Origin of the sequence: Corynebacterium testudinoris, assembly GCF_001021045.1 — a bacterium.
Lineage (GTDB): Bacteria > Actinomycetota > Actinomycetes > Mycobacteriales > Mycobacteriaceae > Corynebacterium > Corynebacterium testudinoris.
Genome location: NZ_CP011545.1, coordinates 167,028 through 192,237 on the forward strand (window position 1 = coordinate 167,028; position 25,210 = coordinate 192,237).

Consider the following 25,210-nt stretch of genomic DNA (forward strand, 5'->3'; position numbering starts at 1 on the left):
CGCGGGGCCGTGATGATTTCCGAATATCGCCAGCGATGTCAGTAACATCACATCCAATCTATGATTTACTCCCCCGACTCTGTTAAAGGACTGTGCACGCCATATGAGCACTCCTCACACTCACGAGAGCACCGCCGCCACCGAAGGTGATCTCACCGAAATCCGCGACTCTCGCGAATGGCACCGCCAAGCCGCTGGCATCATCATCGGCCTGCTGCTCGCCGCACTCGTCTACTTCATCTTCCCGGCCGACGCCGCCGACACCGTCCTCCAATCGGCCGGTGCGAAGGCCGACACCGAGTACACCCACCAATCGATGCGCATCGTCGCCGCGATCACCGTCCTCATGGCCGTGTGGTGGATGACCGAAGCCATCCCGCTGGCAGCGACCGCACTCGTGCCCATCGCGGTGTTCCCCATCGCCCAGGTAGCCACCTTCGCGCAGGTCGGTGGCCCCTACGCCAGCTCCACCATCTTCCTCTTCCTCGGCGGCTTCCTCCTCGCCCTAGGCCTCCAGCGCTGGAACCTCCACCGCCGCATGGCACTCGCCGTGGTCATGGCCGTGGGCACCAGCCCGAAGCGACTCATCCTGGGCTTCATGGTCGCCACCGGCTTCCTCTCCATGTGGGTCTCCAACACCGCGACCGCCGTCGTCATGCTCCCCATCGGCCTGTCCGTCCTGCAGCTCACCGCCGGCATCGTCGGCGGCATGCGCAAGCAGAAGAACTTCGCCACCGGCCTCATGCTCGCCATCGCCTACTCCGCCTCCATCGGCTCCCTGGGCACCCTCATCGGCACCCCGCCCAACGCCCTGCTCGCCGGCTACATGAAGGAAGCCCACGACATCACCATCGGCTTCGGCCAGTGGATGATGGTCGGCGTCCCCGTCGCCGCCACCTTCACCCTCATCGCCTGGCTCGTCCTCATCAACGTGTTCAAGCCCGAAATGGATGAAATCCCCGGCGGCCGCGAACTCATCCGCGAAGAAATCCAGAAGATGGGCCCCTGGACCCGCCCGCAAATCATGGTCGGCATCATCTTCCTCGTCGCCGCCCTCACCTGGGTGTTCGCCCCGCTCATCATCGACTGGACCGGCTCCTCCATCCAGTACGACGACGCCATCGTCGGCATCATCGCCGGCCTGCTCATGTTCACCCTCCCGGCCAACGGCAAAACCGGCGTCCGCCTCCTCGACTGGAAAACCGCCAACGAAGTCCCCTGGGACGTCCTCCTCCTCTTCGGCGGCGGCCTCTCCCTCTCCGGCATGTTCACCGCCACCGGCCTGTCCCTGTGGATCGGCGAAAAGGCCAAGAGCCTCGAAGTCCTCCCGATCTTCCTCCTCATGGGCGCCGTCGCCCTCCTGGTCCTCGTGCTCACCGAGTTCACGTCCAACACCGCCACCGCCGCGACCTTCCTCCCCATCATGGGCGGCGTCGCCGTCGGCATCGGCCTGACCGGCGCGACCGAAATGAACGTCCTGCTGCTCACCATCCCCGTCGCCCTGTCCGCCACCTGTGCGTTCATGCTCCCCGTCGCCACCCCGCCGAACGCCATCGCCTACGGCTCCGGCTACGTCAAGATCGGCGACATGATCAAGGGCGGCATCTGGCTCAACCTCATCGCCGTCGTCCTCATCACCCTGGCCGCGTACTTCATCGCCGTCCCAGTCTTCGGATTGGTCGTCTAACCAGCGGTTTTGTTTGTCACTGGCAACGAGGGTAAAGTACATTCTCGTTGCACAGTGAGAAACTACAGCAGCCAGCGCCCGTAGCTCAACGGATAGAGCATCTGACTACGGATCAGAAGGTTGGGGGTTCGAATCCCTCCGGGCGCACAAATTAGTTCAGGGCTTCCACCGGAATCGGTGGGGGTCCTGAACTTTTTCGTTGGTGGGGTCGGCGAAACCCGCACTTCCTAACAACTTGGCGGGTGTCGAAGGGCGATTGACCCTGGAGTTGTTAGGAAGAGCGGGTTTTGAGTTGCGCTCAGCCCAGGATGGGGGCGAAGAAGTCCGCCAGCGCTTGGGTGTCATCCAGCGGTAGAACCGCAGCGACGTACTGGTCCGGACGGACCACGATGACGGCGCCTTCGCGGCTGATGCCGCGGGCGTCGAAAATGTCTTCTTCTTTCAACGCCGACCACACATTTTCCAGATTTTTCAGCCTGTGCGGACCGACTTGCGGCCGGAACGCCGCCGGTGCGTCGGTGACATCGAAATCGTGGTAATGCTGCTGGTAGATGACCTTGACATCAAAGTAGGCGTTCTCATCGCCATCAGCTGGGGTGTGGGCCCGGACCGGAGAGTCCGCCGACTCGTGGAGCCAGTGCGCCCAATCGGTGAGCTTCGAGGGCTGACCGGGTGCCGGGGTATCGGCGAAGGCGTAGATTCGCCACCGACCGTCCGCGTAATGCTGATGGCCAAGGTGGAGAACGTTGGCGTCGCAACGGCGCATCGCCCGGTGGGACTTAAAGCGGCGACCGATGGGGAAACCGGTGGCCAGATCCTGGTGCTCGGTGCCGCCGGTGATGAGGTTCTGCTCGTAGGTAGTGAGGAAGCCGGCGGCGAATTCCTCAGCCTCGACGTAGTACTTCTCGATCGCGGCTGGATCCTCCAGCTGATCGAGCGGAGTGGCCATGAGCGTTGACCATTCCTTGTCGAAGTCGATGAGGTTCTGCGCAGCCGGTTGACGCTCACCCGAATACGTCCGCAGGAGCTCCTCGGAGGCCCGACCGTCGAGGACGTGGCCGAGTTTCCAGCCGATGTTGAAACCGTCCTGCATCGACACGTTCATGCCTTGGCCGGCCTTGGCGGAGTGGGTATGGCAGGCATCTCCGGTGAGGAAAATGCGCGGATGCCCATCGGGGTTGATATCAAGATCGACGTCGTCGAAGGCATCGACGAGGCGGTGGCCGACCTCGTAGATGGAGTGCCAGGCGACCTCCTTAACGTCCACGTAGTACGGGTGAGTGATCTCGTTGGCCTTGCGAATGACGGCCTCGAGCGGGGTGTTGCGGATGGCGCCTTGGTCGCCAGCTGGCACGACGCCGAGATCGACGTACATGCGGAACAAGTAACCTCCCTCGCGAGGGATGTGCAGGATGGAGCCGTGCTTCGAGTGGATGGCGCACTTGGTTCGAATGTCCGGGAAGTCACTATTCGCCAGCACATCCATCACGCCCCAAGCATGGTTCGCAGCGTCTCCCTGGAGCTTGCGGTTGATGGACCGACGGACCTGGGAACGAGCTCCATCGGAACCGATGACGTACCGAGTGCGGACGAAACGGGAGTACTCCTCCTCGTCCGGCATGGTGCGCTTGAGTTCCACCGTGACCGGATACTCCTCGTTTTCCGGATCGTCGGATATCTGCAGGCCAACGAACTCCCAGCCGTAATCTGGCGTCAACTGAGACGGTGAATTAGCCGCGAAGCGCGCGAAATAGTCGAGGACGCGGGCTTGGTTGACGATCAAATGGGGGAACTCCGAGATGCCGAACTCGTCGTCGATGGGGCGACCGGTGCGGATGATGTTCTCGGGGTGCTCGGGGTCCTGATTCCAAAACGACATCTCAGTGATGCGGTACGCCTCATCGGTGATCTCAGTGGCGAAACCGAAAGCCTGGAACGTCTCCACCGAACGAGCCTGGATGCCATCGGCCTGGCCCAAGCCAAGGCGATGAGGGCGTCGCTCGACGAGGCGGGTATGGACATTTGGGAACATCGACAACTGGGCCGCCGCGATCATGCCTGCCGGGCCGGACCCGATGATGAGGACATCCATGGTGTCTGGAAGTTCATCGGGGCGGTCCACACCGATGCCAGCGGGCGCATGATGTCGAGGATTCTCGGAGACGTATCCGTAGTGGTGGAACTGCATGGTGACCTCCTGCGGTGGATCGAGGGGAGAGAAGTGCGAGATCGTATATGAAAAGGTGGGGGTCGCATGGCTCGACCAGGGGAGGTTAGCGGCTGAATTGGAACTGCCCGGACGCCTGTTCTTCCTCGTGGTCCGGGCCGAGGGGAATATCGGTGCGATCGCGCAACAGGAGGGCAGCGGTCAAGCCGACAGTGACCATGATGAGCAGGTAGATGGTGACGGACGTGGTGGTGCCGGTTGCTTCCACCAGTGCCGCAGAGATGGACGGGGCAAAAGCGCCGCCGAAGATGGAGCCGAGGGCGTAGGTGACGGACACTCCAGAGAACCGGATCGAGGCCGGGAAGATCTCGGCATAGGCCGCTGCCTGCTGCCCGTACGTCAGTCCGAGGCCAACGCTCAAGAGGGATAGTGCCAGGTAGAGAATCGGCAGGCTGCCCGTGTTGATCAGGGGGAATAGTGCGGCGGCCCCGATTCCGAGAATGAGATAGCCGACGATGTAGGTGTTGCGCCGACCCCAATAATCACACACCCATCCGGCGAACAGAGTGGAGATTCCCCAAATCACGGCCGAGAAGGTGACCGCCAAGAGGACATCGCCGCGCTCCATGGCCAGGCCCTCAGGGTTTGTGGTGTAGTTCTGGATATAACCGCCGGTGGTCATGTAACCCACCGTGTTCTGGCCGGCGAACAGCAGGGCCGCCACGATGACCAGCGGGGTGTAGCGCTTGAACAGGGTGCCCACCGGGTTGGCAGTGGTTTCCTTCCGCAGGGCGATCTCCTCAAACACCGGGGACTCGTCGACGCCGACGCGAATGAAATAGCCGATGAAGACGAGCACGATCGACAGGAGGAAGGGCACTCGCCAGCCCCACTCTAAGAATGCATCTCCGGGGGCGATGACGTTCATGAGGGCGAGGAGGCCAGACGACATGAGAAGGCCCATCGGGACGCCGACCTGAGGGCCTGCGCCGAAAAGGCCACGCTTGCCCTTGGGGGCATGCTCGACGGCAAGGAGAACTGCCCCGCCCCATTCTCCACCTGCGGAGATGCCCTGGATGATGCGCAGCAAAATGAGCAGGATCGGGGCGAGGATACCGATCGATTCGTAGGTGGGTAGCAGGCCAATGAGGGCAGTGGCGCCGCCCATGGCGAAGAGGGTGACCATGAGGACGGCGCGACGGCCGTATCGGTCACCGAAGTGGCCGGCGAGGAAAGCGCCGAGGGGACGGAAGAGGAAGGATAGGCCAACGGTCAGGAAGGACACGATGGTGGCTCCACCGGTGCCCAGCGGGCTGAACATCAATTTGTTGAAGACGAGCCCGGCCGCGGCGGCGTAGAGGAAGTAGTCGTACCACTCGATGGCGGTACCGATGGTGGTGGCGGCAACGACGCGTCGTTGTTCCCGGGTGGAGCTCACTGGTGCTGAAGGGTTTCCTGGATGGGTCATGGCATCTCCGGAGTGGTTGTGTCGCTCATCATGAAGTATCCGAGTATGTGATCTGCAGCACTTGCAGACATAGGGTGGATAATATACGATCTGAACTCAATTGCAAGGTGTTTTTTAATTCCCACAGGGGGTTCCATTGACCGTTGCGTCCCAGTTGCCCGTCAATCCGGGCAAAGTCATCGCCGTCCACCTGGCATTCGAATCCCGTGCTGCACAGCGCGGCCGCCGCCCGAAGCAACCGTCTTACTTCATTAAGGCCACCAGCTCACTAGCGCCTTCTGGCGCCGAAGTGGTGCGCCCGGAGGGGACCGAACTGCTCGCCTTTGAAGGGGAGATTGCCCTCGTCATTGGTGAACCCGCTCGCAACGTACCGCTGGTGGAGGCCTGGGACCACGTCTCCCATGTCACTGCCTCCAATGACCTGGGCATCTACGACTTTCGGGCTCAGGACAAGGGTTCCAACACTCGATCGAAAAGCCGCGATGGGTATACACCCATCGGTCCGGAGCTTATCGACGCCCGGCTGGTCGACCCCGCAGCCCTGCGGCTGCGTGCGTGGGTCAACGGTGAGTTGGTCCAAGACGATGGCACGAGCGACGAACAGCTGATTTTCCCGCTTGCCCAGTTCGTCGCGGATCTCTCCCAGCACATGACGCTGGAAACCGGGGACGTCATCCTCACCGGCACCCCGGCCGGTTCCACCGTCATCCAACCGGGCGATGTGGTGGAGGTCGAAGTCGACGCCCCCACCGCTGAGGGTGCCCCCACCTCTGGTCGGCTGCGCACCACCGTGGTCTCCGGTCCGGGAGACTTCGACGAGGGCATCGGGATGTTGCCCGCCATCGATGACAAACAGCGCGAGGAAGCCTGGGGCACTCGTGCTGCAGCGGGCCTGGCCGAAGATCCGAACGCCATCAGCGACGAGCTGCGCGCAATGCTGGCGGCCATCCCCACCGCAGGATTGTCCGCCCAGCTGCGCAACCGGGGCCTCAACCAGGTGGTTATCGAGGGCGTGTACCCGCAGACTCGTGGCACTAAGCTCGTCGGCGTCGCCCGCACCTTGCGGTTCCTGCCGGGGCGGGAGGACCTGTTTACCTCCCATGGTGGTGGGTTCAATGCCCAGAAGCGCGCGTTCGACGCAGTCCGTCCGGGTGAGGTCCTGGTCATTGAGGCCCGTCGAGAGACCGGCTCGGGGACGATGGGGGACATCCTCGCCCTGCGCGCCAAGTTCCGCGGCGCCGCAGGCGTGGTCACCGATGGCGGTGTCCGAGACTACGAGGAGGTTCGCGAGGTCGGTCTTCCGGTGTTTTCCCAAGGCCCCCACCCGGCGGTCCTCGGCCGTAAGCATGTTCCGTGGGATCACGATCTGGCCATCGCCTGCGGCAACGCCACGGTCGTACCGGGAGACATCATCGTTGGCGACGATGACGGCGTCATCGTCATTCCGCGGCACCTCGCCGAGGAAGTCGCGGTTGCGGCGCTGGCCAAGGAACATGAGGACGCCTGGGTTGCCGAGCGGGTGTCCGAGGGCGGTTCGCTCGACGGGCTGTTTCCCCCGGTCGGGGAGAACAAGAAGGCCTACCAGGCTTACCTGGCTGATCATCCGGTCGAGTTACCTCAGCCCGCACGCAAGGCACGGGAGGCATGACAGATGGCTCCTGACAACGTTCACGATGACAGCCGGTTGAGCAAAGCTGAGCAGGCGTATGAGTGGATCCGCGCAAGGATTCGCAGCCGCGAGTATCCCCCGGGGCATCGACTAGTCCTCAGTGCCATTGCGGAAGAATTCGCGATCAGCCCAGTTCCGGTTCGGGAAGCCATCCGGCAGCTCGAAGCCGAAGGACTGGTCACCTACGAGCGCAATGTCGGAGCTCGGGTCTCCACCCTCAACCAGGAGGCTTACTTCGAAACCATGGAAACCATCGCGCTGCTTGAGGGCCGGGCCACTGCTCTGTCCGTCCCCCACCTCGGGCCCCCTCAGATTGCCAAGGCCCGGGAGCTCAACGAAAAGATGGAGGCCACCCTCGCGGATTTCGATCCGAAAGCCTTCACGGAACTCAACTGGAAGTTCCACCGGACACTCTTCGGCTGCTGCCCCAATAGTCGACTCCTCGACCTGCTCTACACCGAGTGGGAGCGGCTGGACTACTTCCGGGACTCCACCTTCCGGTTCATCCCCCAACGTGCGCAAAGCTCGGTGCAGGAGCATGAACAGCTAATCAAGCTCATCGAAGCCGGAGTGGAGCCGTCCTACGTGGAACGCAAGATCCGCGACCATCGGCTAGTCACCAGCACCACGTACCGAACCATCGTCAACTCCACCATCGTTAATTCCACCAACGACAGCGCTTAAAGCCCATGTGGGCTCAACTCTGACCGAGAGAGGCACCATGACTGACAACAATGCCGCCATGCCCACCGACTTGCCGGAGAAGATCCGCCACTACATCAATGGTGAGTTCGTCGACTCCATCGATGGTGATGAATTCGACGTGCTCGATCCGGTGACCAACCAGAATTACATCAAGGCGGCCTCAGGCAAGCCCGCTGACATCGATGCGGCAGTCGCGGCCGCTAAGCAGGCCTTTGATGAGGGGCCGTGGCCGCGGATGCTCCCGCGTGAGCGATCCCGGGTGCTGCATAACATCGCCGATATCGTCGAGTCCCGGGAAGACACCTTGGCTGCCTGGGAGTCCTTCGACTCCGGTCTGCCCATCACTCAGGCTAAGGGCCAGGCCCGTCGAGCTGCCGAGAACTTTCGTTTCTTCGCGGACTTGATCGTCGCCCAGGTGGATGACACCTTCAAGGTGCCGGGACGCCAAATCAATTACGTCAACCGCAAGCCCATCGGCGTCGCAGGTCTCATCACCCCGTGGAACACCCCGTTCATGCTGGAGTCATGGAAGCTCGCCCCGGCGATCGCCACCGGCAACACCGTTGTCCTCAAGCCGGCCGAGTTCACTCCGCTGTCCGCGCAATTGTGGGCCGGAATCTTTGAGGAAGCGGGCCTTCCGCAGGGAGTGTTCAACCTCGTCAACGGCTTCGGCGAGGAAGGTTACGCCGGCGATCCGCTGGTCAAGCACCCGGATGTTCCTCTGATCTCCTTCACGGGCGAGTCCCGAACCGGCCAGATCATCTTCGCCAACGCCGCGCCATACCTCAAGGGCCTGTCGATGGAGCTGGGCGGAAAATCCCCGGCCGTGGTGTTCGATGATGCCGACCTGGAGGAGGCCATCAATGCCACGGTTTTCGGGGTGTTCTCCCTCAACGGTGAGCGGTGCACGGCGGGCTCTCGCATTCTGGTCCAGCGGGGAATCTATGACGAATTTGTCGAGCGCTACACCGCCCAGGCCAAGCGCGTGAAGGTAGGTCTTCCTTCTGACCCGGCAACCGAGGTTGGTGCTCTGGTTCACCCGGAGCACTACGACAAGGTCACCTCGTACATTGAGATCGGTAAGTCAGAGGCGACACTCGTCGCTGGTGGTGAGCGTCCGGAAGGGTTCGAGGAGGGCAACTTCGTCCAGCCCACCGTCTTCGTGGACGTCGCACCGGAGGCGCGGATTTTCCAAGAGGAGATCTTCGGCCCCGTTGTCGCTATCACTCCCTTCGACACCGAGGAGGAGGCGCTGGAGTTGGCGAACAACACCAAGTATGGCTTGGCGGCGTACATCTGGACCTCGGATCTCACTCGCGCGCACAACTTCGCGCAGAGCGTCGAGGCCGGCATGGTGTGGCTGAACTCCAACAATGTCCGTGACCTGCGTACTCCCTTCGGCGGCGTCAAGGCTTCTGGTTTGGGACACGAGGGTGGCTACCGCTCCATCGACTTCTACACCGACCAGCAGGCCGTCCACATCAACCTCGGCAAGGTCCATAATCCGGTGTTCGGCAAGGCCGAGGCGTCCGATGATTAGTCCCGTGTCCACCAGCTCTTCGTTCATTCCTTCAAGGAGGTAGTCATGTCTGACATCACCGCACTCACCGCCCCGGATATCCTCCGCTGTGCCTACATGGAGATTGTCGTGACCGATCTGGAAGAGTCGCGCCGCTTCTACGTTGATACCCTCGGCCTCGTTGTCACCGAGGAGAACGACGAGGAAATCTACCTGCGCACCTACGAGGAGTTCATCCACCACAACCTCGTCCTGCGGCAGGGGCCAGAAGCCGCCGTCGCGGCCTTTTCTTTCCGGGTTCGTTCCCCGGAGGACGTCGACCGGGCCGAGGAGTGGTACGCAGCCCGCGGTTGTCGCGTGGAGCGCCGCCGGGACGGCTTCGTCAAGGGCATCGGCGACTCCGTCCGCGTCGAAGACCCGTTGGGGTTCCCGTACGAGTTCTTCCACGACGTCGAACACGTCGACCGTTTGGCTTGGGATTATCAGCTCCACATCCCAGGTGCCCTGGTCCGGCTCGACCACTTCAACCAAATCACTCCCGACGTCCCCGCGGCCGTCGGCTACCTGGAGGACCTAGGTTTCCGGGTCACCGAGGACATCTCCGACAGTGACGGCGTCGTCTATGCCGCCTGGATGCGTCGCAAGCCGACGGTCCATGACACCGCCATGACCGGTGGGGCAGGCCCACGCATGCACCACATTGCCTTCGCCACCCACGAGAAGCACAACATCATCGCGATCTGCGACAAGCTTGGTGCCCTGCGGGAGTCCGACCGCATCGAGCGCGGCCCGGGCCGGCATGGCGTCTCCAATGCTTTCTACCTCTACCTGCGCGATCCGGATGGACACCGGGTGGAGATTTACACCCAGGACTACTACACCGGCGACCCAGACAACCCCCGAGTGTCCTGGGATGTCCATGACAACCAACGCCGTGATTGGTGGGGAACCCCGGTTGTACCGTCCTGGTACCGCGATGGTTCCCGCGTCCTCGACCTCGACGGAAACGTCGTCCCCCTCACCGAGCGCACCGATGCCTCCGAATTGGAGGAAACCATCGGCGCAGATGGCTTCTCTTACACCCGGGCGGAGCAGTGCACAGAGTCAATGCCGGAGTGGAAGCTCGGCGAGTACAAGCTCGGCCACCAGCTCTAAAACCCGCGCTACGCGTAGAAAGAAGGACAACCCTCCATGTTGGACAAGGAACGCATCAGCGGGATTGCCGATGAACTCGCCGCCGCGGAGCGGGACCGCACGACGATCCCACTGCTGTCGGCCCGGCACCCGGAGATGACCGTCGAGGATTCGTACGCGGTGCAAAACGAGTGGATGCGTCGCGGCATCGAATCTGGTCGGCGCCTCGTTGGCCGCAAGATCGGCCTGACCTCCAAGGTCATGCAGGAAGCCACCGGCATCACGGAACCTGACTACGGTGCAATCTTCGCCGATATGGTCTTCGACAACGGTTCCATCATCGAACACAGTCGTTTTCCCAATGTTCGCATTGAGGTGGAGTTGGCTTTCGTGCTCAAAGAGCGTCTCGACGGCCCCGACACCACCATCTTCGATGTACTTCAGGCCACTGACTACGTGGTTCCCGCCTTGGAGATTCTTGCTTCCCGCATCGAGATGCCAGGTCGCACCATCGTCGACACCATCAGCGATAACGCCGCCATGGGCGGCATGGTCTACGGCGGCAACCCTGTCGCCCCGGATGCGGTGGATCTGCGTTGGGTCTCCGCATTGCTCTACCGCAACGAATCCATCGAGGACACGGGGGTTGCTGCCGCCGTCCTCAATCATCCCGCCATGGGAGTGGCGTGGTTGTCCAACAAGCTCCACGCTCACGGCGCTGCCCTGGAGGCCGGGGACATCGTTCTGGCCGGCTCCTTTACCAAGCCGATGTGGGTCAACCCGGGCGACACCGTCCATGCCGACTTCGGAGAACTGGGAGCCATCACATGCCGCTTCGTATAAATCTTCCCCCCACCTTCCATGAGGTCATCGCCGAGCGGAAGGCCGTCCAGGTCGGTCTGTGGGTGTGCTCCGGTTCCGCTACGGCCGCGGAGATCGTCGCCTCCTCCGGGTGTGACTGGGTGCTCGTCGATGGGGAGCATTCCCCCATCGGGTTGGAGTCCACCCTGGACATCCTGCGGGCGGTCGGCCCTTACCCAGTCACCCCGGTCGTTCGGGTCCCGGTGAATGACCCGGTGCTGATCAAGCAGTTTCTCGATCTGGGAGCCCAGAACATCATGGTGCCCATGGTGCACACCGTCGCGGATGCCGAGGCCGCGGTGGCAGCCATGCGCTACCCGCCACAGGGAGTGCGCGGGGTGGGCAGCGCCCTGGCCCGCTCCGCCCGGTGGAACCGGGTGCCCAACTATTTGGATACCGCTTCGCAGCACGTCAGCCTCATCGTTCAGGTGGAATCCGCTGAAGCAGCCGCCAATGCTACGGACATCCTTGCCGTCGACGGAGTAGATGCCGTGTTCATCGGCCCCTCCGACCTGGCGGCGTCGATGGGCATGCTTGGACAGCAGACCCATGAAGACGTGGTCGCCCATGTCCTCAACACCATTCGGGCCGCCAACGCCGTTGGCACTCCCGTGGGAGTCAACGCTTTCGACAACGAACAGGCGAGGTACTACATCGACGCCGGTGCGGACTTCGTTGCCGTGGGCGCCGACGTCCAACTACTCGCCTCCTCAACTGCCGCACTCGCCGAGAAATTCGGCGCCTACAACACCCAGAACTGACCCGGACCCGGCATTCTCAGAGAAAAATCCCAACTATTAACAAGGAGTGTGTTCATGCGTATCACCATCGGAGAATTTCTGCTCGACCGGCTCAAGACAGTCGGGATTACTGAGATCATTGGTGTCCCCGGCGATTTCAACCTCAGTTTGTTGGAGCAGGTTGATGAGACCGACGGTATTCGGTTCATTGGCACGTGCAATGAACTCAATGCTGCTTATGCTGCGGATGGATACGCGCGCTCGCGGGGGATATCCGCGCTGCTGACCACGTATGGGGTGGGTGAACTCAGTGCTCTCAACGGAATCGCTGGCGCTGCCGCGGAGCACGTCCCGGTTGTGTCCATCGCGGGTGCCCCGCCGTTGTATGCCACGGAGGACCGATACGCGCTGCATCACACGATGGCGGATGGGAACTTCAGCAACATGTTGGAGAGCATTGGGCACTTCACTGACGTGGCCGTGCGTCTCACCCCGATGAATGCCGTCGAGGAGATTGATCGTGCCCTGCACACCTGCCTTCGGGAGAAAAGGCCGGTACACATTCAGCTGCCCTCTGACATCTCGCACCTGACCGTCGAGGTTCCGGACGTCCCCTTTGACGCCACGTTGCCCACCAGTGACCCGGAGCGTTTGGAGTCCGCTGCCGAGCGGATTTTGGAGTTGTTTAGCCGCGCCGAGCGTCCGGTGATTTTGGCGGATTTGGATGCTGATCGCCATGGGTTTGTCCCTGCTCTGCAGGCCATCGCGGAGAAGACGCACACTCCTTATGCGCATTTGACCTCTGGTCGGGGAGTCCTCGATGAGCAGCATCCGCTGTACCTGGGCACCTACAACGGTGCGGGTTCGGCTCCCGCTGTTCGGGAGGCCGTCGAAAATTCTGATTTCCTCATCACCACCACCCCGCGCTTCATCGAGGTGAATTCCGGCTCGTTCACCCATGAGTTGCCGGAGGAGGACATCCTTGACTTCGGTGATCAGCACGTGAGCATTGAGGGCGAGCATTATGTGGGTATCACGGGGCTCGAACTCCTCGATATTCTGTTGGACCGGATGCCGGTGGCCAGCGCGAGGGATCTCCCGCCGACGCCGCAGCAACCGGAGTGGACCGTGGAAGTGGATGCCCCGTTGACTCAGGCGAGGATGTGGCCGCGGCTGTCGCGCTTCTTGCGTTCCGACGACGTCGTGATCGCCGATGCGGGCACCTCCAACATCGGCCTGAGTGCGCAGACCTTCCCCACGGACAGCAAGTACATCAACTCATCGATCTGGGGGTCCATCGGATATACCCTGCCCGCCTTGCTGGGGAGCCAACTCGCCTCCCCGGAGCGTCGCCACATTCTCTTCATCGGCGATGGTTCCTTCCAGATGACTGCGCAGGAACTGTCGACGATCCTGCGGGAGGATCTGGCTCCGATCATCGTGCTGGTGAATAACCGGGGCTACACCATCGAACGTTTCATCCTCGGCATGAACTCCGGCTACAACGACGTGGCCAATTGGAGCTACGGCAAGCTCCCGAAGGTTTTCCACCCGTCGACCACGATGGTTAGCTACTCGGCATCCACGGAGCAGGAGCTAGAGGAAGCCCTGGCCAGCATCGATGCCTCGGGCGCCGGGGCGTTCCTGGAGGTCCACTTGGATCCGGAGGATGCCCCGGATGGTCTCAAGGCTTTCGGCCCGATGACCGCCGACTTTGACTACGGCCCGCGGGGTCCCCGCAACCCTTAAACCCGTCCCACGCTGACACCGTGGGACGGGCTATGAATTATCCGCTGATGACCTGCGGCACGCCGAGCGCCTTGAGGCCTTCGACGCCGAACTCGAGCCCGAAGCCGGAGCCCTTGATGCCGCCGAAGGGGATGCGGGGGTCGATGCCGCCGTGGTTGTTGATCCACACGGTGCCAGCTTCGATACCGGCTGCAACGTTCACGGCCCGCTCGCGGTCGGAAGACCACACCGAGGCACCTAGCCCGTAATCGAGGCTGTTGGCGTGGGCGATGGCGTCGTCCAGATCGGTGTAGCGGATGATCGGCAACACAGGTCCGAATTGCTCCTCGACCACCAAGGGATTGTCGAGGTCAATGTCGGCGACCAAGGTGGTGGGGTAGAAGTACCCGGGGGCATCGCGGTCGGGATCGCCGCCGGTGAGCACCCGCGCGCCGGAATCCTTGGCGGCGGTGACCAGCCGGTCCACGATGTCGAATTGGGCCTTGTTCTGCAGGGGGCCGAGCACGTTGTGCTCATCCAGGCCCACGCCCATCGGCATGTTTTCCGCCACTGCGACCAGAGCTGCGCAGACCTCGTCGTAGATGGCGTCGGGGACGTAGAGCCGCTTGAGGGCGGCGCAGGTTTGCCCGGTGTTGATGAACGCTCCCCAGAATAGGTCCTCGGCGATGGCGGTCGGGTCGACGTCGTCAAGCACGATGCCGGCGTCGTTGCCGCCGAGTTCCAGCGTGAGGCGCTTGATGGTGTCGGCGGAGGCCTCGATGATTTTCTTGCCGGTGGCGGTGGAACCGGTGAACATGATCTTGCCGATGTCCTCGTGGGTGCTCAGCGCCGCACCGACGTCCCCTTCGCCGGAGACGATGGTGAGCACCCCTTCCGGTAGGACGGTGTTGAGCACGTAGACGAGGGCGAGCACGCTGAGCGGGGTGTACTCCGACGGCTTCACCACCACCGTGTTTCCCATCCGGAGGGCGGGAGCCACCTGCCAGATGGTGATCATCATCGGCCAGTTCCAGGGGCCGATGGCACCGACGACGCCGATGGGGCGGTAGTTGATCACGGCGTGCTTCTCGCCGTCGTCGACAAGCGTTTCTTCCTTCAACTCAAAGGAAGCAGTGGCCTGGAGCCAGGCGGTGCACGCCCCTACTTCGAATCGGGCGTTGGGGCCGTTGAGGGGTTTGCCCTGTTCGCGGGAGAGCAGCTGCGCGAGCGGTTCCGCCACCGCCGCGATGGCGTCGGCGGCTTTGAATAGGTAATGGCAGCGCTCCTCATCGGTCAGTGCTGCCCAGCCTTGTTGGCTATCGACGGCGCGCTGAACAGCATCGTTGAGATCAGACACGGTGTGCCTGGGGGCACGGCCGACGAGCTCGCCGGTCGCCGGGTTGAGGATCTCTCGGCCATTGCTGTCTTCGATGGCGGCGAGAAGGTTGTCGAACGTTAACTCGGTCATGGTTCCTCCTGGGTGGTAGGTTTGTGCTCATTGTGTCCTACAACACACCTTCGTCCCATTGAAGAAGGGCGCACGATTATTGCCATTCAGTGTGATGTGGAGGGTTCATGTCCCTATCAACTCGGTCGTCGCTGACGCTGTCGGAGTGGCGGGAAGCGGTCGCGTCCCCCTTCGGCTCGTTGGAGGTCAACACCGAGGACCCCGACGGCTTCCGCGCCGACCTGGGCGTGGTCACCGTGGGCGAGGTGTCCCTATTCGATATGACAACTCCCGCCCACACCGTCGACCGGCTCATCACGGCCATCCCTGCGGACGTCGTTCCGTACTGCAAGCTCAGCCTGCAAATGGAGGGCGAGTCCACCCTCGCCCAGGACGGACGGCATTGTGTGCTGCGCCCAGGGGACCTAGCTTTGTATGTCACCCAGCGCCCGTACCGATTGTCGTACCCAGCTGCGCAACGCTCACTGGTGGTGTACTTCCCGGAGAGCTTCGTGCAGATGACCCCGGATCAGATCGGCCAGGTGACTGCCGTCCCGATCGCGAAGAACGAGGGTCTGGGGCGGGTCGCGGTCCCGCTGTTCGAGCAAATAGCCTTGAACTTCGAGGTGCTCACCGGGCCGTATGCGGGATCCTTGCTGCGCTCCGCTCTGGACATGTTGGTCACCGTGTTGTCCTCGGAACTCAGTCAGGCGGACGGGGCGCTAGCGAATAACCTGCTCTTTCAGCAGGCGGTTGCCTATGTTGACACTCATTTGGACAACCCCGAGCTCAGCCCCCGGATGATCGCCGAGGCACTGTTCGTCTCCGTGCGGCACCTCCACGCTCAGTTCTCCTCCGGTGGCCTGACCGTCAGTTCCTACATCCGGGGCCGTCGGTTGGAACTGATCCGCCGGGACCTCGCGGACCCGCTACACGTGTCCGAGTCGATTCAGTCCATCGGTACCCGCTACGGCCTGGCGGATTCTTCCCAGGTGTCCCGGCTCTTCCGTGCTGAATTCGGAGAATCACCCAGTGGCTATCGGAGCAGGATGATGCTCGGCCAATGAAAAGGCAATTCGAGTAGACCCGTTAATCGAGAGCGCGGCGACGCCTACTCGATTAACACGTGAGCTCGAATTGCCCTTTCCCCGTTCCTAGAAGATCTCGATCCGCCCGCCCAGCGATTCCGCGTGCTCGAGCTGTCGGATCCAGCCGGGGGTCCCTGGGTGGAGACGCAGCAGGGGGCGGGAGGAGATCTTGATGGGGGAGACGGATTCGCGCCGGGCACCGTGGCGTGCTTCGAAGCGGACGCGGGCGGCGTAGCCGGCGTCCGCGAGGTCGGAGATGTCGGGATGGGGGGCGGCGAGGGAATCGCGGGCGTCGTGAAGCATGATCAGTGCTTCGTCCAGGGCGGCGATGACGGCGGTGGCATTGGTTTCGCACATCGCTTGGACGAGGGCGGGTTGGGTGCCGGCGACGCGGGTGGAGTCGCGGAAGCTGCTGGCGGCGAGCGATTGGGCTAGCGCCCCGCCGGTGTCGCCGACGACGGCCAAGACTTCGGCGAAGATGTGGACGAGGTGGGAGATCCGGGCGACGGCGGCGTCGTGGCTATCCACTCGGGCGGGGATGGCTTCGGCTCCGACGGCGAGGATCATGGCGGCGACGTCCGTCCACAATGAGATCCATTCGGGGCTGGCGTCGGGGGCGTGATCGTAGGTGATCACCCAGGCGGCACCCTGGAAGAGGCCGGTCTGGGAGGCTTCCCACCCGCTGTCGGCGGTGCCGGCCATGGGGTGTCCGCCGACATAGCGGTCCTGCATGCCGCGTTCCAGCACGAGCTCCCATACTTTGCGTTTGACGGAGACGACATCGGTGAAGCCGCAGGTGGGCGCGTGGAGGAGGAGGGCGTCGAGAAGCATGGGGATCGCGGGCATTGGCGTGGCGATGACGATCAACGCGCCGACCTCCTCGGCGCGGGCGAGCGTTTCTTCCAGCGACGGGCTCACGTCGAAGCCCGCGGTGGCGGCCGCGTGGGCGGCGGAGGCGGAGCGGTTGTAGCCGAATACGGGCTGGTCGCAGGCGGCGAGGTCGCGGAGGAGGGAGCCGCCGATGAGGCCGAGTCCGAGAATGCAGATGGGGCGCTTCACGTTCGTCGAGGTCACCTGACAAGTGTGGCACAACGCGACTACGCTCACCGGTATGGAACACGAGGAGTATGGCCACAGTTTTGCTGTGACGGTGACCAGGCCGGAGGGGCAATGGATCGTGCGCCCCTTCGCCGATGATTTTTCCTCTATTGATACCTCGATTCGTGCAGTGCGGTCCTTGCGCAGCGAGGGGCCCGCGTTCGCTTTGCTGTGCGTGGAAGATGAGTATTTTGTCATCGTCCGGCCGACTCCGAATCGGGTGCAGCTGCTGTTGTCGGACGCGACTATGGCGGTGGATGATGATTTTGCGGCGGGCGTGTTGGGGGAACTCGGGGCGGAGATCCCTGATCTGGATGCAGATGAGCTCGATGAGGTCGACGGCTGGCCGGATGGGGATTTTGATCTGCTGGCTGACCTGGGGTTGAGCGAGGAGGTGCTGGACGTCATCGTGGAAAATCAGGAGCCGATGCCGTCTGAGCAGCTCATGCGCATCGCTGAGGAGTTGGGGTTCGCGGACGAGTTGGCGGAGGCCGCCGGGATTGATGGCTAGGCTGCCGCGGGAGCGCGGGCTGGTGGACGCGGAGGCGCGGATGCGCCGGGCATTGGAGGTTGCGCGCGCAACGCCACCGGGGGATATCCCGGTGGGTGCGGTGGTGTTCGCCCCCGATGGGCGGGAGCTGGGGTGGGGGACGAATCGTCGAGAAGCGGACTCCGATCCCACCGCCCACGCTGAGATGGAGGCGATTCGCCGAGCCGTGCGCGCCTATGGCGATGCGTGGCGGCTGACGGAGTGCACGCTCGTGGTCACGCTCGAACCCTGCACCATGTGTGCCGGAGCGATCATCGGCGCGCGCGTGGGCGAGGTCATTTTCGGGGCGTACGAGCCCAAGACTGGAGCCTGCGGCTCGCTTATCGACGCCGTCCGTGCCCCAGGCCAGCTCCACCGCCCCGCGGTGCGCGGCGGAGTGCTGGAGAAAGAGTGCGCGGAGCTGCTGCAATCCTTCTTCACAGGCTTAAGATAAAAATTTCTGCACGCTAGCGGAGTCGCGCGTAAGCTGGATCACGTTAACCGTCCGATCGTTCCACATGATCCAGAAAGCGAGACTCAAACATGGGTGATTTCGAAAACAAGGCACAGGACCTCGGCGGCAAGGCCAAGGAAGGCTTCGGCGAGGCTGTCGGCAACGAAGAGCTCCGCGACGAGGGCCGCGCCGATCAGGTCAAGTCCGACATCAAGGAGAAGGCCTCCGAGGCAGGTGACGCCATCAAGGATGGCGTGAACAAGGTCATCGGTTCCTTCAAGGACGACAAGAAGTAATTTGGTCGGACCCGGCACGCTCCGTTAGTCTGTATCGCGGTGGCGTGTCCGAGCGGCCGAAGGTGATCGCCTCGAAAGCGATTGTTGGGTAACCCCCAACCGCGGGTTCAAATCCCGCCGCCACCGCCATGAAATCCCCCGGCACCATTCTTGGTCCCGGGGGCTTTTCGCACCCTCGGTACACTGGGGGAAGTTTGCACCTCTATCTGTGAGAAGGCACCAACACCGTGGCAAAATTCCTCTTCAAACTGGGACGCTGGTCCTTCCACAAAAAGTGGATTGTCATCGTCATCTGGGTGGGCATCTTGGCGGGCATCGCTGGCGGCGCCATGGCCATCCAGAAGCCCTTCTCCAGCCAGTTCACCATCGGCGGCACACCGTCGATCGAGGCTATTTCAACGCTGCAGGACAACTTCCCGGACGCCGGCAACCCGGCGAACGCGGCCTCCGTCAACGTGGTGTTCGTCGCCCCCGAGGGGGAAGAACTGGCGGCGCCGGAGAACTCCGCGGCGATTGACACGGTGGTGACCTACATCCGGGACAACCTCCACGACATCTCCAATGACCAACGCTTTGGCAACCCCGTCGTGCTCTCACCGGCCCTGGAAGCCGGAGTGGTGGAGCAGATGACCCAGCAGGGCCTGCCGGAGGAGATGGCCCGCCAGGACGCGGCAAATCTGCGGATGATCTCGCCCGATGGCCGCATCGGCTACACCACGTTTGACATCGACGTGCCCTCGTCGATGGATGTCACCCAGGAACACCGCGACGTGGTCAACCACGCGATGGATCTGGGCCGCGAGCAGGGCCTCGAGGTCGAGGCGGGTGGCGCGGGTTTCGGTGACCCGATCAGTGTGAAAACGACAAGCGAGCTCATTGGCCTCGCCATCGCCTTCGTGGTCCTCATCTTCACGTTCGGTTCGCTCGTTGCCGCCGGGCTGCCGCTGCTCACCGCGGTCATCGGAGTTGGCATCGGTGCCCTCGTCATCGTCGGGGCGACCCGCTTCGTGGAGCTCAATGACATCACCCCGGTGCTCGCGGTCATGATCGGCCTGGCCGTTGGCATCGACTACGCGCTGTTTATTCTCTCCCGCTATCGGGCGGAACGAGAACGCATGCCCGCCGATGAGGCCGCAGGAATGGCGGTGGGCACCGCCGGTTCTGCCGTGGTCTTCGCCGGGGCGACGGTCATTATCGCGCTGGCGGCGCTGACCATCGTCAACATTGGCTTCCTCACCGCCATGGGACTGTCCGCGGCCTTCACCGTCCTCGTGGCAGTGCTGGTGGCGCTCACCTTCATCCCGGCCCTGCTCGGTGTGCTGGGGGACCGGACGTTCAAGGGCCGCATCCCCGGCGTGGCGGGCAACCCGATGCGCAAGGGCAAGCGCCGTCCCGTCCGCCGCACGCTGGGCAACCGCTGGGTCAGCTTCGTCCGCCGCGCACCCGGCCTCGTCATGGCCGTGGTCGTGCTCGGGCTCGGTGCGCTCAGCGCCCCGGTGCTCAACATGGAGCTGTCGCTGCCCTCGGATTCCACCTCCAACCTCGACACCACCCAGCGCAAGTCCGCCGATCTCATGGCGGAGGGCTTTGGCCCGGGTATCAACGCGCCCTTCCTCGTCATCGTCGATGCCCACGACGTCAACCCGGATTCCGCGGCCCTGGAACCCCTGGTCCGCGCCCAGACCTCCTTGGCGGAAGCCAATGGTGAGGTCGTTGATCGGGAGAAAGCCGCAGCGTCGAGCTCGTTCCTGTACACGGTGGGACAGCTCAAGAGCGTTGGTGGCGTCAAGCACGCGCAGATCGTCGGCGTGAACGACGACTCCACCGCAGCGCAGGTCATGGTGACACCTGTGACCGGCCCGGACGAGCAGTACACAACCGAGGTCTCTCATGCCCTGCGTGCCCAAAGCGCAGAGATTTCCGATGCCACGGGAGTGAAGATCGGCATGACCGGCCTCACCGCGGTGCAGATGGACATCACCGAACGGCTCTCCGGCGCGATGCCGATCTACCTTGCCATCGTCGTCGGGCTGGCCATCTTCCTCTTGTTTGCCGTCTTCCGTTCGGTCCTCGTACCCATCGTCGCGGGCTTGGGCTTCTTGCTCTCCGTCGGTGCGGCCTTCGGCGTGACCGTCCTCGTGTGGCAGCAGGGCCTGTGGGGCCTGGTCAACACCCCCGCCCCGCTGATCTCCTTCATGCCAATCTTCCTCATCGGTGTCACCTTCGGCCTGGCCATGGATTACCAAGTCTTCCTGGTCACCCGCATGCGCGAGCACTACATCACCCTGCGCGAGCGGGCCGAAAAAGCCGGGGACACGGATGTCCCGCTGCGGTCACTGCGCCTCGACGCGGTCGAAGAGTCCACCATCGTGGGCTTCACCCGCGGTGCCCGCGTGGTCACCGCCGCCGCGCTCATCATGATCGCCGTGTTCATCGCGTTTATTGATCAGCCCTTGCCCTTCATCCAGATCTTCGGCTTCGCCCTCGGTTTCGGCGTGCTTTTTGATGCCTTCTTTATCCGCATGTCGCTCGTCCCCGCCACCATGTTCCTCATGGGTAGCGCCACGTGGTGGATCCCCAAGTGGCTGGACCGACTCATCCCCCGGCTCGATATCGAAGGCACGGAATTGGAAAAGGAGTGGGAGGCCCGCCACGCTGCGGAGATGGCCCACCGCAAAGAGATGGATAAGGTGACCTCATGAGCACTTCAGGTTTGACCTTTGAGGTTGGCACGCAATTGGCGGATGCCGGCACGGGTGGGCGCCACGGCCGCACCGGCGTCATCCACACCCCCCACGGAGATATCCAGACGCCCGCGTTCATCCCGGTTGCCACCAAGGCGACCGTGAAAACGTTGACCCCGGAGCAGATCCGTCTCACGGGGGCGCAGGCGATCTTGTCTAACGCGTATCACCTGTACCTGCAGCCGGGCGCCGACATTGTGGACGAGGCCGGGGGAGTGGCCGCCTTTGAAAACTGGCACGGCCCGACCTACACCGACTCCGGCGGATTCCAAGTGATGAGCCAGGGCGTGGGCTTCCAAAAAACGCTCACCATGGAGGCTGCCGAGGGCAAGCACCACACCCGCAACAAACCAAACCTCGCCCGGGTCGATGAGGACGGCGTGGACTTCACCAGTTTCCGGGATGGCTCGAAGCACCGGTTCACCCCGGAGATTTCCATGCAGATCCAGCACCAGCTGGGCGCCGACATCATCTTCGCCTTCGATGAGCTGACCACGCTCATGGATACCCGCTCCTACCAGGAATCCAGCGTCGAGCGCACCCATCGCTGGGCGCAGCGCTGCCTGGATGAGCATGATCGCCTGACCACTGAGCGCGCCAATAAACCCCTGCAGTCGCTGTGGGGAGTGGTCCAGGGCGCCCAGTATGAGGATCTGCGCCGCCAAGCCACCCGCGGCCTCGTCGAGCTGTCCGAGCGGGCGGAGGCCGAGGGGCGCCGGGGCTTCGGCGGCTACGGCATTGGCGGTGCGTTGGAGAAGAACAACCTTGGCACCATCGTCGGCTGGGTCTGTGATGAGCTGCCCGTCGATCGTCCCCGCCACCTTCTGGGGATCTCGGAGCCGGATGACCTGTTCATGGCTGTTGAGGCCGGCGCGGATACCTTCGATTGTGTCGCCCCCACCCGCTTGGGCCGCCGCGGAGGCGTGTACACCCTCGATGGCCGATTGAACCTCATGGGCGCGAAGTTCCGCCGCGATTTCAGCGGTGTCGACGAGGAGTTCGGCGGGTACGTCTCAGAGAACTACTCCCGCGTGTACATCCACCATTTGCTGCGGGCGAAGGAGTTCCTCGCGGGCACGCTGTGCACGATCCACAACTTGGAGTTCATGGTGCGCCTGGTGGATAACATTCGAGCTGCCATCGACAACGGTGACTTTGAGGCTTATCGCGATGAGTTCTTGGGACGCTACTACGCTTCCAGCCAGTCCTAGAAGCTAGACCTAGAGATGCGTAATCGCCCCCGCCTGGCGTGGCTGCGCCTGGGTTGGCCGATCCGGGATGATGAGCTGGCTCTGGCCCTGGGAAAATTCCGGGTGGCTATCCTCCAGCCGACGGAGCGCGCCGCCGCCGAGGCACTCAAGGCCGCTGATCCGAACATCACGGTGCTGGCCTATAAGTGCCTGTCCTCGGTGCGTACCTATGAGCAGGGTCCGATCTACTCCTGCGGGATCAGCCCGGCCCAGGCACAGCGGTTGGGCACCGCCGCTGGGGTTCCAGAGTGGAATGGCTATCCGGGGCACGTGCAGCAACAAGTGTGGTCGCCGGTCTACCAGCAGGCGTGGGTGGACACCGTGGTCACCGAGATCGCCTCTTCCCCCTTCGATGGGGTGATGGCGGATAACGATGTTTACGCCGACTACTACGGCCATGGTCTCGACATGACTATCATCCGCGATGGTTTGGATGAGCTCGTCGCCCGGGCGGGCACGGCACTCAATGAGGCGGGCAAGATCCTCGTTCCCAATATCACCGGCTCCATTTTGGAGAAAGGTCGCTGGGCCAGGCATGCGGCCTACGGTGGTGGTCTGGAGGAATGCTGGTTCGGCTGGGGCGTCGAGCCTGATCAACGGCTCTTTTTGCCGGGCTGCCTGCGCCAGGTCATGGAGATGAATCAGGACTCACTCACCATCGCGCGGGTGCCGGGCACTAACCGTCCCGATGATCCATTCTTGGAGTTCGCGTGGGCGGCGGCGTGGGTATTCTTCCCCGACCGCGACATTGCGGTCACCGCCACCGCGCCCGATGGGCACGATGTCGTGCCATTGCTTATCGACGTCGACCTAGGCCCCGCCATCAGCCCCGTCGAGCGGGCGGGCGACATCTTTTACCGCCAACTGGCGGAAGGGGAGGCGGCGGTCAACCTCGGCGATCGCGCTTCTTCAGTGCAGGTCGGCGGGCGTGAGCTGAGGCTCGCGCCGCGCCGCGGAGTGGTCGTGCCTAGTAGTGCTCGCGCTTTTTCACCCAGCCGATGACCAGGTACGTCACGGGGAGCAGGACCACTTCGATGAGGGTCTTCCATACGAAGCCCACGATGACGAAGTTGGCTAGTTCGGGCAGGGTGGTGATGCCGATGACGGGGGCGGCGATGAGGCAAAACAGCAGGGTGTCGCCGAATTCGCCGACGACCGTCGATCCGATGAGTCGCGCCCATAGGGATTTCTCGCCCGTGCGCTTTTTCATCGCGACCAGGACCCATGAATTGAGCAATTGGCCGACGAGGTAGCCGGCCAGAGAGGCCAGGACGATTTGGGGGACGAGTCCGAGGACGTAGGCGAATTGTTCCTGGCCTTCGTAGAACTCGGCCGGGGGGAGCCAGATGGCGATGTAGAAGGAGACGACCGCGAGGATGGTCACGCCGAAGCCGGTGAAAATGGCGCGCCGGGCGGCTTTGAATCCGTAGCATTCGCTGAGCACGTCGCCGAGGATGTAGGCGACGGGGAAGAGGAAGAAGGCGCCGTCGGTAATCAGCGGTCCAATGGACACGCCCTTGGTGGCGAGGATGTTGGAGATGAGGAACACCGCGACGAACAAGGCCACGATGACGGGGTATACCGAGTTGTGGATGGGAATGAAACGAGCTTTGCCGGACGCCGAGGACTCTTCTAGAGCCGTAGCGGCGCCCTGCCCAGGTTGAGGAATTGTCATGGCCGTTATCCTAGGGCCCATGACTGGCGCCGGACGATACGCACCCTCCCCGAGCGGGGATCTCCACTTTGGGAACCTGCGCACCGCTCTCATCGCGTGGCTGTTCGCGCGCCATTCCGGGCGGTCGTTCCTCCTGCGCGTTGAGGATATCGACACCGGCCGTTCCTCCCTCGAATCCGCCCACCGCCAGATCGAGGACCTGCTCACCCTCGGCCTCACCTTCGACGGCGACATTCTCTATCAGTCCTCGCGCTCCGAGGCTTACGCCGCCGCCCTCGAGCAGTTGCCCGTCTATGAGTGTTACTGCTCGCGCAAAGACATCCAGGAGGCCTCCCGGGCGCCGCACGCCATTCCGGGTAGCTATCCCGGTACCTGCCGATTGCTTTCCGACGCCGCCCGTGCCCAACGCCGCGCCGACCTCGCCGCGCAGGGCCGCGTCCCGGCCCTGCGCTTGCGCGCAGAGACCACTTCCTTCACCATCCATGATTTCTACCGTGGGGCCTACACCGGCGACGTCGATGATTTTGTTCTGCGCCGCGGCGGCCAGGAACCCGGGTGGGCATACAACCTGGCCGTCGTCGTCGACGATGGTTTCCAGGGCGTCGATCAGGTCGTGCGCGGCGACGACCTCCTGTCCAGCGCCCCCCGCCAGGCTTACCTCGCCAGCCTCCTTGGCCTCCCGGTGCCGGCGTACTCCCATGTCCCGCTGGTGCTTGGGCCCACGGGGAAGCGCCTGGCCAAGCGTGACGGAGCGGTGACGCTCCGGGAAATGCTCGTTGACCACTCTGTGCCCGATGTTGTCGGCCGCTTGGCGACGACCCTGGGGTACCCGGGCGTCGACGAGCTTTCACAACTTCTCGAGGTTTTTGATCCCGAGGAACTCCCCAGAGACGAAATTATTTGGCACGGCAATTAAATATACATTGGCCTTGCGACTTCCAATGTCATCGA

The 25,210-nt window shown here is 63.1% G+C and carries 21 protein-coding genes and 2 tRNA genes; 18 read left to right on the plus strand and 5 right to left on the minus strand.

Annotation, left to right across the window (positions count from 1 at the left end):
• Positions 1-103: 103 nt before the first annotated feature.
• A complete protein-coding gene (locus tag CTEST_RS00845; RefSeq protein ID WP_047252126.1) occupies positions 104-1,687 on the plus strand; it encodes an SLC13 family permease in 1,584 nt (527 codons plus the stop codon).
• Between the two features lie 74 nt (positions 1,688-1,761).
• A tRNA-Arg gene (locus CTEST_RS00850) sits at positions 1,762-1,834 on the plus strand.
• A gap of 151 nt (positions 1,835-1,985) precedes the next feature.
• On the opposite strand, the gene CTEST_RS00855 is transcribed toward CTEST_RS00850, so the two are convergent.
• Together CTEST_RS00855 and CTEST_RS00860 are read right to left on the minus strand one after the other, a co-directional pair.
• Entirely contained in the window at positions 1,986-3,875 is a 1,890-nt protein-coding gene (locus CTEST_RS00855) for an FAD-binding monooxygenase (protein WP_047252127.1), read from the minus strand.
• Between the two features lie 85 nt (positions 3,876-3,960).
• Positions 3,961-5,322, minus strand: a complete 1,362-nt coding sequence (locus CTEST_RS00860) for an MFS transporter (protein WP_047252128.1) — start codon at positions 5,320-5,322, stop codon at positions 3,961-3,963.
• Positions 5,323-5,458: 136 nt separating this feature from the next.
• Here CTEST_RS00860 and CTEST_RS00865 point away from each other — a divergent pair, with 136 nt between their 5' ends.
• The 7 genes from CTEST_RS00865 to CTEST_RS00895 are packed head-to-tail and all read left to right on the plus strand — an operon-like array spanning position 5,459 to position 13,699.
• The gene (locus tag CTEST_RS00865) at positions 5,459-6,970 is read left to right on the plus strand and encodes a fumarylacetoacetate hydrolase family protein (protein WP_047252129.1); all 1,512 of its coding nucleotides are present in this window, start codon (positions 5,459-5,461) and stop codon (positions 6,968-6,970) included.
• Positions 6,971-6,973: 3 nt separating this feature from the next.
• Positions 6,974-7,675 carry a GntR family transcriptional regulator gene (locus tag CTEST_RS00870; RefSeq protein WP_047252130.1) on the plus strand — a complete coding sequence of 234 codons (702 nt, stop codon included), beginning with the start codon at positions 6,974-6,976 and terminating at the stop codon, positions 7,673-7,675.
• Positions 7,676-7,712: 37 nt separating this feature from the next.
• Complete coding sequence (hpaE, locus tag CTEST_RS00875; RefSeq protein ID WP_047252131.1) at positions 7,713-9,236, plus strand: 5-carboxymethyl-2-hydroxymuconate semialdehyde dehydrogenase; 1,524 nt, start codon at positions 7,713-7,715, stop codon at positions 9,234-9,236.
• 45 nt (positions 9,237-9,281) lie between these two features.
• Complete coding sequence (gene hpaD / locus CTEST_RS00880) at positions 9,282-10,370, plus strand: 3,4-dihydroxyphenylacetate 2,3-dioxygenase (protein WP_047252132.1); 1,089 nt, start codon at positions 9,282-9,284, stop codon at positions 10,368-10,370.
• Positions 10,371-10,406: 36 nt separating this feature from the next.
• A complete protein-coding gene (gene hpaH, locus CTEST_RS00885) occupies positions 10,407-11,192 on the plus strand; it encodes a 2-oxo-hept-4-ene-1,7-dioate hydratase (protein WP_047252133.1) in 786 nt (261 codons plus the stop codon).
• The gene (locus CTEST_RS00890) at positions 11,177-11,971 is read left to right on the plus strand and encodes an HpcH/HpaI aldolase family protein (protein ID WP_047252134.1); all 795 of its coding nucleotides are present in this window, start codon (positions 11,177-11,179) and stop codon (positions 11,969-11,971) included. Before hpaH ends, CTEST_RS00890 begins: the two co-directional genes overlap by 16 nt.
• A 54-nt stretch (positions 11,972-12,025) precedes the next feature.
• The gene (locus CTEST_RS00895) at positions 12,026-13,699 is read left to right on the plus strand and encodes an alpha-keto acid decarboxylase family protein (protein WP_047252135.1); all 1,674 of its coding nucleotides are present in this window, start codon (positions 12,026-12,028) and stop codon (positions 13,697-13,699) included.
• A 37-nt stretch (positions 13,700-13,736) separates the two neighbouring features.
• Here CTEST_RS00895 and CTEST_RS00900 read toward each other — a convergent pair whose 3' ends face one another.
• Positions 13,737-15,146, minus strand: coding sequence for an aldehyde dehydrogenase family protein (locus CTEST_RS00900; RefSeq protein WP_047252136.1), 1,410 nt, complete (start codon positions 15,144-15,146; stop codon positions 13,737-13,739).
• Between the two features lie 107 nt (positions 15,147-15,253).
• Here CTEST_RS00900 and CTEST_RS00905 point away from each other — a divergent pair, with 107 nt between their 5' ends.
• Positions 15,254-16,192 carry an AraC-like ligand-binding domain-containing protein gene (locus CTEST_RS00905; protein WP_047252137.1) on the plus strand — a complete coding sequence of 313 codons (939 nt, stop codon included), beginning with the start codon at positions 15,254-15,256 and terminating at the stop codon, positions 16,190-16,192.
• Between the two features lie 87 nt (positions 16,193-16,279).
• Here CTEST_RS00905 and CTEST_RS00910 read toward each other — a convergent pair whose 3' ends face one another.
• Positions 16,280-17,287 (minus strand): prephenate dehydrogenase, encoded by a 1,008-nt coding sequence (locus tag CTEST_RS00910; protein WP_047252138.1) that lies wholly within the window; start codon positions 17,285-17,287, stop codon positions 16,280-16,282.
• A 37-nt stretch (positions 17,288-17,324) separates the two neighbouring features.
• On the opposite strand from CTEST_RS00910, the gene CTEST_RS00915 reads away from it, so the two are divergent.
• The 7 genes from CTEST_RS00915 (at position 17,325) to CTEST_RS12980 (ending at position 23,586) form a co-directional block, all read left to right on the plus strand.
• Entirely contained in the window at positions 17,325-17,822 is a 498-nt protein-coding gene (locus CTEST_RS00915) for a tRNA adenosine deaminase-associated protein (RefSeq protein ID WP_047254123.1), read from the plus strand.
• Positions 17,815-18,294 (plus strand): nucleoside deaminase, encoded by a 480-nt coding sequence (locus tag CTEST_RS00920; RefSeq protein WP_047252139.1) that lies wholly within the window; start codon positions 17,815-17,817, stop codon positions 18,292-18,294. The genes CTEST_RS00915 and CTEST_RS00920 overlap by 8 nt, the downstream gene beginning before the upstream one ends.
• An 89-nt stretch (positions 18,295-18,383) precedes the next feature.
• A complete protein-coding gene (locus CTEST_RS00925) occupies positions 18,384-18,590 on the plus strand; it encodes a CsbD family protein (protein WP_047252140.1) in 207 nt (68 codons plus the stop codon).
• 38 nt (positions 18,591-18,628) lie between these two features.
• A tRNA-Ser gene (locus CTEST_RS00930) sits at positions 18,629-18,719 on the plus strand.
• 98 nt (positions 18,720-18,817) lie between these two features.
• On the plus strand, positions 18,818-21,292 hold the full coding sequence (locus CTEST_RS00935) for an MMPL family transporter (protein ID WP_047252141.1): 2,475 nt from the start codon (positions 18,818-18,820) through the stop codon (positions 21,290-21,292).
• On the plus strand, positions 21,289-22,545 hold the full coding sequence (gene tgt, locus CTEST_RS00940; protein WP_047252142.1) for a tRNA guanosine(34) transglycosylase Tgt: 1,257 nt from the start codon (positions 21,289-21,291) through the stop codon (positions 22,543-22,545). Before CTEST_RS00935 ends, tgt begins: the two co-directional genes overlap by 4 nt.
• A 15-nt stretch (positions 22,546-22,560) precedes the next feature.
• A complete protein-coding gene (locus CTEST_RS12980; protein ID WP_052844259.1) occupies positions 22,561-23,586 on the plus strand; it encodes a putative glycoside hydrolase in 1,026 nt (341 codons plus the stop codon).
• On the opposite strand, the gene CTEST_RS00950 is transcribed toward CTEST_RS12980, so the two are convergent.
• Complete coding sequence (locus tag CTEST_RS00950) at positions 23,552-24,259, minus strand: queuosine precursor transporter (RefSeq protein WP_047252143.1); 708 nt, start codon at positions 24,257-24,259, stop codon at positions 23,552-23,554. The two genes, CTEST_RS12980 and CTEST_RS00950, sit on opposite strands and share 35 nt — an antisense overlap.
• Positions 24,260-24,278: 19 nt before the next feature.
• On the opposite strand from CTEST_RS00950, the gene gluQRS reads away from it, so the two are divergent.
• A complete protein-coding gene (gene gluQRS, locus CTEST_RS00955; RefSeq protein WP_047254125.1) occupies positions 24,279-25,175 on the plus strand; it encodes a tRNA glutamyl-Q(34) synthetase GluQRS in 897 nt (298 codons plus the stop codon).
• The last annotated feature ends 35 nt before the right edge of the window (positions 25,176-25,210 follow it).